This is a genomic window from uncultured Aquabacterium sp. (assembly GCF_947366995.1).
GTDB lineage: Bacteria > Pseudomonadota > Gammaproteobacteria > Burkholderiales > Burkholderiaceae_C > Aquabacterium.
In genome coordinates this window covers 1-13099 of the sequence record NZ_CANBCC010000094.1, presented here as the reverse complement: position 1 = coordinate 13099, position 13099 = coordinate 1, and the positions used below count along the sequence as shown (strand labels likewise).

The following is a 13099-nucleotide window of genomic DNA, read 5'->3' as shown; positions in this document are numbered from 1 at the left end:
TTTTGGGTCGGCATCACATCAAAAAGTGGCTCAGTTTTCGGTCGGCGTCAACAGCCATCCTGCTCACCTGTTTAGCTGCTAAACATATGGCCCTATACGTCCGCTCTCGACCGAGGTTGTGTGGAAACGCGTTTTGCCCTCAGCGGCGCGCAACGCATTTAACGCCATCGCAACAACCTCGGAGGCGCTACGAAGTCCGGGCACAAGGTCGCTTGGATATCGTCGAATGGGTTGAGGGCTCTTTCAATCAGCAGCGCCTAAACACCTGATCGACGACCTTACCCCGGTCGACGACAAAACCACCCGCACGGCTGCATGAGTTGCTGTACGTGTAACCGAGGCAAGATCACGCCATCGCCAAACTGCGTCGCAAGCGACTGACCCAGGTGCGCATTGTCTAGGCACTGGGTGTCTTCAAGAGCACAGTGAGCTGCGTACTGGCCCAGGCCGGTTTTTCACGCTTGTCGGATTTCATACCTGCCGAGCCTGTCACTTCAAACCTACTCGTCGAAAATCCTGCCAACACTGGTTGACAACCGTCAAACCAGTCACCCTCGGCGACCAGGCGATCATGCCACGCCGCGATGTGAACAAAGGAAGAATGGGCAACATTTCCATGACGCGTGCATCGGCAGCCCGGTAACGCGCAGCTCTATCGGTAGGCGCCAAAGTAACCCGTGCGCGGTCCAGCAAATCGTCCAGTATGACATCCTTGTTGTAGCCTACGTTGAATCCGTGTGGCGACGCATTGTCTCCGTGCAGAATCTGTGCAAGCCACAAATCGCATGACATTCCCCAGCTCATCTCGCTGAAAGCCACGCCTGCCGGAGCCCCTGCCCGCCACTGGTTACAGTAGGCCACCCAATCCGGATGCAGCCTCACATTCAGGTGGATGCCCACCTGGTCAAGATCGTGCGCCAGACGCTTGTAGATCGATCCAGAGTTCAGCTGTGCCGAGCCGGCCTGCGCTCCCTCCACCTCGAGTGTCATGCCATGCGCCATTCCCGCTTCAGCCAGCAGCTTGCGTGCGCGGTCGGGATCGTACGGATAACGCTCCGTGCAGGCATTCGGGTCGTGTGCCGGCGCACCCGGGGGGATCGCGCTCACGGCCGGTGCGGCCGCGCCCGGAAACAGTTCGTCGCAGAGCGCCTGACGATCGACGGCATGAGCAATGGCCTGACGCACACGCACGTCGGCCATGTTCGGATCCCGCAGATTGAATATCAGATACCAAAGGTAGGGTGGCGAAAACTCTGGGACGGTAAACCCGCGCGACGCCAGTTCGGCCAGATCCGAGCCCTCCAGGCTGTATGCAATATCCACCCTGCCCTGCGTCAACGCGCGAACGCGCTCTTCCTGGTCCGGATAGGGTAGGAACTGGATACCGTCGATCGAAGGCGGCCCGGCCCAGTAGTGCTCGTTCCTCAACAGTTCCACAGCCGAGCCACCGGGCGTATCGAACCGGCGATGGAAGCGAAAGGCACCGGTCCCGGGTGCTCGGTCCGCACACCCGTCGGGGCCCAGTTCGCGGATTGCAGTCGGGCTGATCAGCGACTGCGCACCCGGTGCATCCTCCTGGGTCATATAGCGCAGGAAATCCGGAAAGGGCTGGCTCAGGGTGAAGGCCACTGTCCGTGCGTCAAGCGCGCGTACGTCCTCGACCAGTTCGATACCTGCACGGTTGAAGTCGGCAGTCACTGCCGAGTAATACGGCGATTCGGGACAACACATGCGTTCGTAGTTGAGAACCACCGCCTCGGCATCCAGCGGCGTGCCGTCATGAAAGCGTACGCCGTCCCGCAGTCGAAAAACAAAGCGGCGAGCGTCCTGGGACATGTCCACATGCTCGGCCAGGCGCGGCACGATCTGCGTGGGCACGCCAGCCGGCGTGGGTGCCGTATCGAAATCGTCTTCCACCAGGCTTTCATGGGTTTGCTGCACGACGCGGCCCGTGTTCCAGCCGCCGAACGAACGCGGAGGATCAATCTCATCAACAGCCCAGTCCAGCGCCACGCGCAATATGCGGTCTTCTCGCATCAAGGGTTTCCTTTCACTTTCATCGTCAATCAGGTTGCGAACAAGCGCGCGTCATCTCGAGCGTGACGCATCGCAGCGATCTCGAGCCCCGCAGCAGCGCTGCACTCCATCTCGTCATGTCCGGTTCTCAGTGCAATGCCCGCAGCGGCGATGATCTCCGGCGTCAGGCCAGCCAGGAGTTCCTGCGATGCCGCAGCGGCCACGATGTCGAGCCGCACCGCTGCCGAGAGAATCATCGCAGCCACTCCCCGCATTTCGGCCAGAACGGCGTCCTCCCGACTGACCCCGGCTGCGGCGAACACCGCGCCGGAGACAACGGCAAGATGCCCAGGTGCGTGTCTGGCGGCCACCATGGCGGTGTACTGCGCAAGCGTCACATTCGAACTGAGCAACACCGCCAGCGAAGCTAGCCGACTGCCACAACGGCGCGAAGCGGCCTGAGCCGGCCTGGTCAGCTTCAGTAAATCGAGCTGCGTGTCCACAGCCGCCAAGGCCTGCAGGTCGTGCGCCCGCACTGCATCATGGGCAAGCGCCGTGGCAGCACCGTCGGCACGCGCCACGCTGTGCATCAGCGCCGATACGATCATGTCTCGCAAGGATGCAGCAGTGAGCACGCGCCCGTCGCGCAACAGGCGCTCCAGCCCCATGGCATGCGCATGCCGTCCGATGGGTAGTGCCGAGTCCGATAACTGCATCAGTGCAAGCAACGGGCCGGCACGAGCGGCCAGCGCGGCATCGACGCCATCAGCCATGGTCGTGATGGTGATGATGCTCATGCGCCGCGCCCGCGCAAGTGGGCGGCGCCTCGGCGGCGAATGGCCTTTCCTCGAAGCGCAGGACCAGACCGGCCAGACCCAGCGCCAGGACCGGTCGCGAGGCAAGTTCAGGCGTATCGGTCACCGGTACGATGATTTCATTGCCGTGCAGTTGCGACGGGCTATGCCGGTTTCCAAGGGCATGGCCAATGCGAAACACCGCTTGCATGGTCAAGTGCGCCAGGGCGATCACCATGACCGGCTCGGGCTGTCGGACCACCACAAGAATGCGCTCACCGTCGTCGTGCAGGACCGCGCCGTCGTACAGCCAACTCTGCCGCGACAGGTCAATGCCGACGTCGACGCCCTGTTCACTGCGAACGCGGATTCGACGGCGGCCGGCATCGGCGGACAGGATGGCTATACTATCCCGTTGACGGTCGATAAACTGGGGCGCCTCGGCACGACCCAGAATGTGGTTCACGATAAGCATGTGTGTCCTTTACTTTCTCAGTGTGGGTGCGGACTCGCCCCGCATGTACTGACGCGCCGCATCCCAGGCCGCATTTGTTGCCAGACGCAACGAGGGCGCGTCGCCTGCAAGGAAGCGGGCCACGGCGCCATGTCCCGAAGCCAGTGCCGAGGCCCCGCCATAAACACCCGGTAGACCGGCCAGCCCGTTACTGATGCGTTCGGCCAACTCGTCTGCGAGGCCAGCTTGCGTCAGCGCAAACAGGCTTCCTACGTAGCCCTCTCCTGCCAGGCAGCCTTCCAGTGCCGGGTTGGCTTCGATAGGCCGAAAACCCGAGGCATCACGCAGCACTGGACAGCCGCCAAAACCGGCCAGCAATTGCAGGGAAATCGAGTGATACGCATGGCGCTCTCCCCGGGCTACCCGACCGGGCGCCAGGGTTTCGGCCAGGATGGCGCAAGCACCCTCAGCCAGATCCACGCACGTCCGCTGCCGATAAGCGGCATTCGGGTGCGGGATGAGCATGTCCGGTATCGATTCGAAAAACGCATCTTCGCCAACTGAAACCGTCACGGTCTGCAATGCCAGGGTGTCCCCCTGAATACGTGTGGCCGACGGCGTGGACAGGCATAGAGCCGTACCCGGCTCCATGCAGACGTCGACGTGAAGACGATCACCGCCGAACACCGCGCCGGCCGCATTCTGTACATAAATCAGCGCGCCAGGGCCGGCCTCCATGGGCAGCACGGTAGTCGTAGTCAGCGGATACTGCTGCCGTTTTTCAACCAGCCGAGTGCGTCCGTGCCGATCACGGGCAAGCCGCATTGACAACAGGCCCTCTGTCATCCAGGTACACGCCCGAACAACGCTGAGCGGACGATCTCGTCGAAGACGGTGCGCACGCCATCGCCTGTGCGCAGGTCGGTAAAGACCGAAGGACGATCGGGCCTGGCCACGGCCACGTCCGCGCGGATGCGTTGCAGGTCGGCATCCACGTGCGGTGCCAGATCGATCTTGTTGACTACCAGCAGATCGGCGCGCAGTACGCCAAGCCCGCGTTTGCGCGGGATGTCATCGCCACCCGCGACATCGATGACAAAGGCCCACCAGTCCACCAACTCGCTGGAAAACGTGGCAGCCAGGTTGTCGCCGCCACTCTCGATCACGATGACGTCGGGCTGAAACCGACGCTCCAGCCACTCGGCAGCCTCGATATTCACTGACGGATCCTCGCGAATCGCCGTATGGGGGCATGCGCCGCTTTCAACACCAAGCACACGCTCGGGGTCAATCAGGCCAGAACGCCGCACACGCTCGGCATCTTCGCGCGTGACCAAGTCATTGGTGATCACCGCGACCGAAATGCCCTCCTGGGCGAATACCGGAAGCAGGCGTTCGACCAGACGCGTCTTCCCACTGCCCACCGGCCCGCCTATTCCCAGACGTACTGCAGCCATGAACCTCTCCCTACTTAAGCATGAAGGATGCGCCCAGTGTCACCCTTGCGGTCGGCACGCTGTCGATGGCTTCGCCGTCGATAGAGACGCGAAAGCTTTCCGGATCCACCGTGATGTCGGACACCGTATCGTTGAACAGCATGTTTCGCTTGGTCAAACCACGCGTGTCGGCCACCGGCACCAGGGCCGCCTTGAGGTCCAGGCGGCGGCCCACGTCGGCGGCAATGGAAGGCGGTGCCACGAAACGCACGCCCAGCGCTTGCGGCGCACGGCCGAAATATCCCCACATGGGGCGGTAGCGCAGCGGCTCGCATGTCATCAGCGATGCATTGGCCTCGCCCACCGGGGCCCAGACAGGAAAGCCCGACTTCATGACCAGTTCCGGCTTGACGCCAAAACTGTCGGGACGCCAGAAGACCAAGTCGGCCAGCTTGCCCGGTTCGATCGACCCCACCTCGGCATCGATGCCGAACATGCGTGCCGGGTTGATGGTGTATTTGGCGATGTAGCGCAAGATGCGGAAGTTGTCCGCACCGGTGCCGCGATCAGGAGGCAGGCTGCCGCGCAGATCCCGCATGTGCTCGGCCAATTGCCACGAACGCGCGATCGTCTCTCCGATGCGGCCCATGCCCTGGCTGTCCGAGCCGATGGCGCTGATCGCGCCGAGGTCGTGCAGCACATCCTCCGCACCGATGGTTTCGCGCCGGATACGGCTTTCGGCGAAGGCCACATCCTCCGGCAAGCGCGGATTCAGATAATGGCTGGTCATCGCCATGTCGAAGTGTTCGTCGAAGGTATTGATCGTGAACGGATTGGTGGGGTTGGTCGACGAAGGCAGCACGTTGGCCCGGCTGCAAATGCGGATGATGTCCGGCGCATGTCCGCCGCCCGCGCCCTCCACGTGATACGCATGGATGCAGCGGTCGCCGATCACGCGCATGGTGTGCTCGACGAAGCCGGATTCGTTCAGCGTGTCGGTATGCAGCTGGATCTGTCCGCCACCGATGTCCGCGGCCTTCAGCGCGGCGTCGATCACGGCGGCGCTGGCGCCCCAGTCCTCGTGGATCTTGAGCCCGGCCGCGCCCGAGGCCAGTTGCTCGATCAGCGGCTCGACGGCATGCGATGCCGCCTTGGCAATGAAGCCGAAATTGACCGGGAACGCCTCGGCCGCCTGCAGCATGAGCCCAAGATTGCGCGTGCCGGTGGAAGCGATCGGCACGGTAGTCGGCCCCAGGCCGCCGCCCATCAAGGTGGTGATGCCTCCGCACAGGGCCTCGTCCACCTGTCCCGGGTCGATGAAATGCACGTGACAATCGATGCCGCCCGCTGTCACGATCAGTCCCTCGGCGGCACGGATGTCGGTATTGACGCCGACGGTGAGGCCCGGCGTCACACCGTCCATGATGTTGGGATCGCCGGCCTTGCCTATGCCCACAATGCGCCCGGCCTTGATGCCGATGTCCGCTTTTATGATGCCCGCCACCGCATCAATGATGAGCGCATTGGTGACAACCAGATCCAGGATGCCGTCCGCTGCAGTCAGTGCGCCGTCGCAGCCGGTTCCCGCCCGCAGGGTTTTGCCGGCGCCAAACACCAGCTCGTCACCGCCTGCGCAAAAGTCGCGCTCGATCCGGGCCCACAGCCCGGTATCCGCCAGCCGGACACAGTCGCCCGTGGTCGGGCCGTAAAGCTGTGCATACCGGGAGCGTTCGATACGATGCGCCATCGGTTACTCCTGCAGAAAAGCTGTCAGCCGAGACATTGCAGCGTCGCGTACCTCCGGGTCATCCAGGGCACCATTGACCAGGCCGGCGCAGCCATACACGACGCGTGCTCCACCGATGGCCACCAAGTCGACATCACGGGTGTCGCCCGGCTCGAAGCGCAACGTGGTCCCCGAAGCAATGTCCAGCCGAAAACCGTAGGCAGCGGCACGATCGAAATTCAGGGCCGGATTGACTTCGAAAAAATGGTAGTGAGAACCGACCTGAATGGGTCGGTCTGCCGTGCTCTCGACACGCAGGCGCTGCGTAGGACGCCCCTGATTGACGAGGATCGGCGCGCTGTCGAGCCGCCAACGCGGCTCGCTGGCAGCCTGCAGGTGCCCATGCTTGCCGGGACCGATCGGATCATGCACGCACACCAGCTTTTGCCCGTCTGGGAAAAAGGCCTCGACCATGACGACGTCGATGCGCTCTGCCACGCCGGGCATGACCTCGTCGTCGGTAAGCTGCCTGGAAGCCAGGGCCACCATGTCGGAGACCGTCCCGCCCTCGCGTGCGCCTTCGCATATGGCATCGGCGATGAGGGCGCGCGCCTCGGGCTCAGTCAGCAACAGCCCTCGTGTCTTGCGTGCTTTGGCCAGGCTCGCCGCCTGATGCAACAGCAAGCGATCGATTTCGCGGGGGAACAGACGCATGGCTATATTCCTGCCTCGAAGTCAAACTGCCAGGTGAGTCGAGAGGTTTCGGGTCGCATCCGGATCATCCACCCAGCCCTGCTCGACGATCTCTCCCAGTTTCAGCACCATGAAGCGGTTGGCCACAGACAGCGCGAAGTCCAAATGCTGCTCGACCAGCAGCACGGAGATGCCCAGTTCATCGCGAGCGCGTACCAGCGCCTCGGCCATGCGATCGACCATGCTCGGTTGCAAGCCTTCGCTGATTTCGTCGACCAGCATCAGTCTGGGGCGAGCAATCAGCGCACGCGACATCAGCAACATTTTCTGTTCGCCGCCCGACAGGGTCCCGGCTCGTTGCTTCAGGCGCTCGATCATGCGGGGAAATACGATTTCAACCGAAGGCAGGCGTTCGCGGAACACCGCGTCCGACAGAACCCCCAGGCGCAGGTTCTCTTCGACGGTAAGGTCCTGGAACAGCGTGTGTTCCTGCGGCGCGTGCGCCACGCCCGAGCGCGCCATGACATGCGGCGAGGTGCCGGTGACGTCCTTGCCATCAAGTCTCACCGTGCCGCTGAACGGACGCACGAAACCCATCAGCGTCTTCAGCAACGTGGACTTCCCCATGCCGTTCTTGCCCAGGACCACGAGGATCTCGCCGGGGTCGATGGTCAGCGAAACATCCCGCAGCACGGCGGCCGAGCCGTACCCGCTGTTGAGGCTATCGACGTGGAGCAATGCGTTCGTCATGCTGCCTTTTTCTCCGTATGACCGGCGTACACCGCCTTGACGAGGTCAGATGCGACCACTTCATCCACCGTGCCTTCCATCAGGATGGCTCCCTGGTGCAGGACGACCACGCGGTTGCTGATCTCGCGCACGAAGTCCAGGTCATGCTCGATGATGACGATGCATAGTCCAAAGTCGCGTGTCAGGCGCGTCAGCACCTTGCCGATCACCATGCGCTCGGGGCGCGTCAAACCGGCGGTGGGCTCGTCCAGCAGCAGCACCGAAGGCTCGGCCGCCAGCACCATGGCCAGTTCGAGCCCGCGCTTCATGCCGTGCGACAGATTGCGGGTCTCCTCGCCAAGCTTCTGGTCCAGTCCGGTGGCTTGCAGGATATCCATGGCCGGCTGCGGCAGCGCCACGGTGTCGCCGCGGTCGAACAGCCTGGCGCCGTCGAGCCGGTAACGGGCCAGCTTCAGGCATTCGCCCACCGTCAGCGTGTCGAACAGGTTGGTGTTCTGGAAGCTGCGGCCCACGCCCAGTCCCACTACGTGCTGCGGCGAGCCGCGACCGATTTCCACCCCGTTGACATGGATCTTGCCGTCCGTTCGCTCGTTGCCGTCGCTGATGCAGCGCATCAGCGTGGTCTTGCCCGCGCCGTTCGGCCCGATGATGCCGAGCAGCTCGGTGGCATTGCCGACCAGGTTCACGTCGCGCAGCACGTGCAGGCTGCCATATCTGCGGGACAGGTGTTCGATGCGCAGCGGCGGCGACGCGCTCTCGTTCGACTGCATCATCAGCTTGACCGGCGCCAGCGTCAGCTTGACCACCGGCGCGGCCACCGCGTGACGGGGCCGCAGTTTGCGCCACAGCGCGCCCACCAGCGGCGCGAAACCGCGCGGCAGCAGCACGATGACGACCACGAAGGCGATACCGGTCAGCAGCTTCCACAGGAATGGCATGGCGCCCGACAGCCACGACGACATGGTGTCGATGCCGATGGCCGCGATCACCGGCCCCAGCAAGGTGGCGCGTCCGCCCAGCGCGGTCCAGATGAGCAGCTCGGTACCGAGCTGGAAGCCCGCCAGTTCCGGCGCCACCACGTTGGAGAACGCGGCATAGCCGAAACCGGCAACCGACGCGATCATCGCCGAAAGAATCATCAGCATGATCTTGATGCGCGACACCGGAATCCCGAGGTAAGCACAGCGCTCTTCATTCTCGCGGATGGCGACCAGCACGCGGCCGAAGTCGCTGCGCACCAGCAGCCAGCCGCCCGTCGTGGTCAGCACCAGGAAGACCCCGGCCAGCCAGAACCACACCTCCAGATCCCAGTAATACGTCGGGAAACCCGACAGGCCGCTGGACGACCCCGTCCAGTTGCCGCCCGAAAAGATCAGCTGGGTCAGCACGATCGGCAGCGCCAGCGTAATGATGGAGGCGTACAGCGGCGAGGCGCCATGGAAGAAGGCCAGCCAGCCCGTTCCCGCCGCCACGATGGCCGCCGCGCCCAGCGCGAGCGCCAGCGCCGCCAGGGCCCAGCCCGGGCCAAAGCCGTAGTGGGTGAAGACCAGGCCGCAGGCATAGGCGCCAATCCCGAAGAAGGCCGACTGGCCGAACGTCAGGATGCCGACATAGCCCCACAGAATGTCGACCGTCATCACGACCGCTGCCAGGAACAGCGTGCGAATCAGGATATTGGTCAGGTATGTGTCCAGCACGAAGGGCGCCACCGCGACCACGACCAGGCCGACCAGGCAGCCGGTCAGGGCGGTGCGATGCGTGATGGACATCGATGGGCGAATGTCAGGCACGGCTGAAACCTCTGGGATTGAAGCGGAGAACCAACGCAGCCAGGGCCACGATCGTCATGCCACCGAGGATGGGACTGACATAGGTACTGACCAGAACCTGCGCGCCGCCCAGCACGATCGACGCGATCAGCAGGCTGGGGAACGACACGCCGGAGATCATCACGAGCATGAAGCTGTTCACCAGCCAGGGCAGCCCCATGTTCGGATCGACCGACAGCAGCGGCGTGATCAAGGCGCCGGCCGCGCAGGCCAGGCCCGCGCCCATGCCGAACGTGATGGCCCGCACCTTTGCGCTGTCGATGCCCAAGCCCCGCGCCAGCGTTTCGTTCATGATCACGGCGCGCGCGTTCAGGCCGAAGCGGGTGAAGCTGAGCAACGCGCTCAGCGCGCCCGCGATCAGCACCGCAATCAGCGCCACGGCCAGGCGGTAAGCGGAATAGTCGACGCCGAACAGCGCGGTGGTGCCGCTCAGCGGCGACGGCGCGAACTGCACGCCCCGCCCGAAGGTCAGCGTGATCACCTGCCCGATCACGATGCCCAGGCCCCAGGTGGCCAGGATGGCGTCCAATGGCCGGGCATACAGCGGCCGCACGATCACGCGCTCGATGACCAGGCCCGCCGCCATGCCCAGCACGCCGGCCAATGGAATCGACAGCCACGGGCTGATACCCGCGGCGCCAGTGAGATACGCGACGTAGCCGCCGGTGGTCAGAAACGCCCCGTGCGCAAAGTTGATGAGCTTCATCACCCCGAGGATGATCATCAGCCCGGCGGCAACCGCGAACAGGATGGCCGCGGTCGTCAGGATATCGAGGGTCAGAACGCCCACTGTGAACCTCTTGTTAGTCTATGAAGGATGCACGGAGCCTGCCGGCTCCGCGCCGCTTGACATCAGTCGGCCAGACGCGGGCATTGCTCGCCCGGGTCGACGTTGGGAAAGGATTTGATGACCTCGACGGAACCGTCGCCCTTGACCCTGCCCAAGTACATGGTGAGCGGCGCATGGTGCTGTTTGTTCATCACGATGGTGCCGCGCGGGCCCTGCACCGACACCTTGGCCAGCTCCTTGACGACCTTGGCGGCGTCCGTGCTGCCCGCCTTCTGCACCGCGGCGGCGTAGGCATGGATGCCTTCGTACAGCGGCTCGGAGAGCTCGTTCGGCGTCTCCAGCTTGCTGCCGAACTTCGCCTTGGCGGCCTCCAGGAACTTCTTGTTCGCCGGGTTATCGAGGCTCGACAGGTACGACGCCGAAATGTAGATGCCCTCCGCATCGCCCCCCATGGTCTTGGCCGTGCCTTCGTCCAAGGCCAGATTGCCGTACGGAATCTTGATGCCGGCCGCGCGCAGCTGCTTGGTCAACGTCACGTTGGGGACACCGCCGGCCGTCGAAGTAATCAGCGCGTCGGGGTTGGCCGAGCGCAGCTTCGAGATCACCGCGGTCCAGTCGGAACCATCCATCGGCAGGTATTCCTCGCCAACCACGGTACCGCCCTTGCTCTGGATGTACTTGCGCGTGAATTCCAGCATGCCGCGGCCAAAGGCGTAGTCGCTGCCGATCAGGAAGAATTTCTTCGCGCCCTCCTTGCCCATGAACTGGTCGACCACCGGCGCCACCTGTTGCTCGGGCACCCAGGCGTTGACGAACATCCACGGCGAACACGAACGGCCCTCGTAGAAGGAGGTGTAGATCATCGGCACCTTGCCGCGATTGATGATCGGCAGGCCGGCGTTGCGCGCCGCGCTGTTCTCCATCGCAACGATCGCGTCGACCTTCTTCTGGAACACCAGGCTGTCGTAGGCGCGCTGGGCACCCTGCGCGCCCGAACCGTCGTCGGCGATCTCCAGCGCCAGCTTGCGGCCGAGCACGCCACCCTTGGCGTTGATTTCCTCCACCGCCAGCTCGGCGGCCTGCACCACCGAGGGCGCGAGGACGCTGTTCGCGCCGCTCAGGCCCACCGGCACGCCGATCTTGATCGCATCCGCGGCGTAGGTGGCCCCGCAGAAAGCCAGGCCCAGGCTGATGCCAAGCACAAAGTTACGCGTCTTTGTCATGTTCGAGATTTCCTAAATGCAGCGCATCAGCGCTTGTTGAGGTTGGGGTTGAGGCCGACACCGAGGGATTCGGCATAGAAGTCCGTGCGCCTGTCGCGCAGCGGGTGGTTGAAGCTGTTCCAGTTCCGGTCGCGACGGGCGGCGCTCAGGCTCACCTCTCCAATGAGAATTTCCTCGTCGCTGCCGCTGGCGGGGCCAGCCACTGGCCAGCCCGTGTGACCTACGATCAGGCTATGACCGATGAACGGCTGGCCGCGCTCCACTCCTACGCGATCGGCACAGGCGATGACCATGGAATTGCTGTGTGCTAACGCCATATGCAGGATGTTGGCCATGGGAGGCTGGTCTGGCTGCTGTCCAGGGATGGGCACCCAGTTGGTGGGTACGCACATCAGGTCGGCGCCCTGCACTGCGGCAAGGCGAAACACTTCGGGAAACCATCCGTCGTAGCAAATGGCAACACCGATCCGGCCGTAAGGCGTGGCGAATACCGGAACGCCAAGATTGCCACGCTCGAAGTACAGGTTTTCGTCACCCCAGAGGTGCAGCTTGCGGTATGTTCCCAGCGTCCCCGACGGGTCGAGCACGACCGCGCTGTTGTACAGGCAGTTGTCCTCGCGCTCGGTGATCCCGGCCACGATGATCAGGTTGCGGCAAGCGGCCACTTCGGCCCAGGCTTGGGTACTGCGACCGTCAGGCACAGGTTCGGCCAGTTCAAACGCCTCGGCACGCGACTTGAACGTGTATCCCGTGTTGGCAAGCTCGGGCAGGACCACAATCCGTGCGCCTGCGTCAGCGGCCTTCTCGATCATGGCAATACTGCGCTGCAGATTCCCGGCAACGTCACCAAACAGCGGGCTGAACTGCAAGCAGGCTATCTTGAGCCCGCTTTCTTCATGGGTGCTCATGTGCTGTGTCCCTTGCCGCTTTGGGCATTACAAAACCAAACTCCTGCCTTTGCCGAAGGACTCGAAACAGGAGAGGATGGAAAGCGTGCCGGTATCAATTCATATGACATGACATGACTTGGCGTGATGCGACAGTTGGGCAGGATGCGTCTGGAACTTGAAAGCTCATCAATAAAAGCAAATAACATGCCAATTTTTGAGAGCGATGGCGCTGGCAATAAAGCGCCTAATACGGTCTTGTGCAGTGGTCGATATCTGCTCAGACCGAACGCAGAAAACGTCCAATCTGGTGCCGCCGCACGAAATTGGTGCGTGCGGGCCATCAAGTGGTTTGTTGAAACAACGAGTCTTGCAGCAGCTCTAAGGCACGGCGATCAGCAGTTGCCTCACGCCTTTCTTGTTGGCGCCGATTCAAAATTGAGCCACCGATTGAATTTTGAGCCAGGGCTATTGGCCAACCTGTGAAGGCTGGCTGTGGAT

At 63.2% G+C, this 13099-nt stretch carries 13 protein-coding genes and 1 pseudogene; 1 reads left to right on the top strand and 13 read right to left on the bottom strand.

Going from position 1 to position 13099, the window contains the following annotated elements:
* Window positions 1-350: 350 nt before the first annotated feature.
* Window positions 351-491 (top strand): annotated as a pseudogene (locus Q0Z44_RS17225) (IS481 family transposase); the annotation flags it as partial.
* Here the strand turns inward: Q0Z44_RS17225 and Q0Z44_RS17220 are convergent.
* From Q0Z44_RS17220 to Q0Z44_RS17160, 13 genes are all read right to left on the bottom strand, one after another.
* Entirely contained in the window at window positions 490-2037 is a 1548-nt protein-coding gene (locus tag Q0Z44_RS17220; RefSeq protein WP_298015056.1) for an ABC transporter substrate-binding protein, read from the bottom strand. The pseudogene Q0Z44_RS17225 and the gene Q0Z44_RS17220 overlap by 2 nt on opposite strands.
* Window positions 2038-2066: 29 nt before the next feature.
* Window positions 2067-2813, bottom strand: coding sequence for an urease accessory UreF family protein (locus tag Q0Z44_RS17215; protein ID WP_298015054.1), 747 nt, complete (start codon window positions 2811-2813; stop codon window positions 2067-2069).
* Window positions 2782-3276, bottom strand: a complete 495-nt coding sequence (locus Q0Z44_RS17210) for a hypothetical protein (RefSeq protein WP_298015052.1) — start codon at window positions 3274-3276, stop codon at window positions 2782-2784. Before Q0Z44_RS17210 ends, Q0Z44_RS17215 begins: the two co-directional genes overlap by 32 nt.
* Window positions 3277-3294: 18 nt before the next feature.
* Window positions 3295-4110, bottom strand: a complete 816-nt coding sequence (locus Q0Z44_RS17205; protein ID WP_298015050.1) for an urease accessory protein UreD — start codon at window positions 4108-4110, stop codon at window positions 3295-3297.
* Entirely contained in the window at window positions 4107-4721 is a 615-nt protein-coding gene (gene ureG / locus Q0Z44_RS17200; RefSeq protein WP_006402478.1) for an urease accessory protein UreG, read from the bottom strand. Before ureG ends, Q0Z44_RS17205 begins: the two co-directional genes overlap by 4 nt.
* A gap of 10 nt (window positions 4722-4731) precedes the next feature.
* A complete protein-coding gene (ureC, locus tag Q0Z44_RS17195) occupies window positions 4732-6447 on the bottom strand; it encodes an urease subunit alpha (protein ID WP_298015048.1) in 1716 nt (571 codons plus the stop codon).
* Window positions 6448-6450: 3 nt separating this feature from the next.
* The gene (locus tag Q0Z44_RS17190) at window positions 6451-7140 is read right to left on the bottom strand and encodes an urease subunit beta (RefSeq protein ID WP_298015046.1); all 690 of its coding nucleotides are present in this window, start codon (window positions 7138-7140) and stop codon (window positions 6451-6453) included.
* 21 nt (window positions 7141-7161) lie between these two features.
* Complete coding sequence (locus Q0Z44_RS17185; protein ID WP_006402481.1) at window positions 7162-7869, bottom strand: ABC transporter ATP-binding protein; 708 nt, start codon at window positions 7867-7869, stop codon at window positions 7162-7164.
* Window positions 7866-9659, bottom strand: a complete 1794-nt coding sequence (locus Q0Z44_RS17180) for an ATP-binding cassette domain-containing protein (protein WP_298015042.1) — start codon at window positions 9657-9659, stop codon at window positions 7866-7868. The genes Q0Z44_RS17185 and Q0Z44_RS17180 overlap by 4 nt, the downstream gene beginning before the upstream one ends.
* Window positions 9652-10488: a branched-chain amino acid ABC transporter permease gene (locus Q0Z44_RS17175; RefSeq protein WP_197483812.1), complete on the bottom strand. Its 837-nt coding sequence runs from the start codon at window positions 10486-10488 to the stop codon at window positions 9652-9654. Before Q0Z44_RS17175 ends, Q0Z44_RS17180 begins: the two co-directional genes overlap by 8 nt.
* 62 nt (window positions 10489-10550) lie before the next feature.
* On the bottom strand, window positions 10551-11711 hold the full coding sequence (locus Q0Z44_RS17170; protein WP_298015038.1) for a substrate-binding protein: 1161 nt from the start codon (window positions 11709-11711) through the stop codon (window positions 10551-10553).
* Window positions 11712-11737: 26 nt separating this feature from the next.
* Window positions 11738-12619 (bottom strand): nitrilase family protein, encoded by an 882-nt coding sequence (locus Q0Z44_RS17165; RefSeq protein ID WP_298015037.1) that lies wholly within the window; start codon window positions 12617-12619, stop codon window positions 11738-11740.
* Window positions 12616-12942 carry a hypothetical protein gene (locus Q0Z44_RS17160; protein ID WP_298015035.1) on the bottom strand — a complete coding sequence of 109 codons (327 nt, stop codon included), beginning with the start codon at window positions 12940-12942 and terminating at the stop codon, window positions 12616-12618. The genes Q0Z44_RS17165 and Q0Z44_RS17160 overlap by 4 nt, the downstream gene beginning before the upstream one ends.
* Between the last annotated feature and the right edge of the window lie 157 nt (window positions 12943-13099).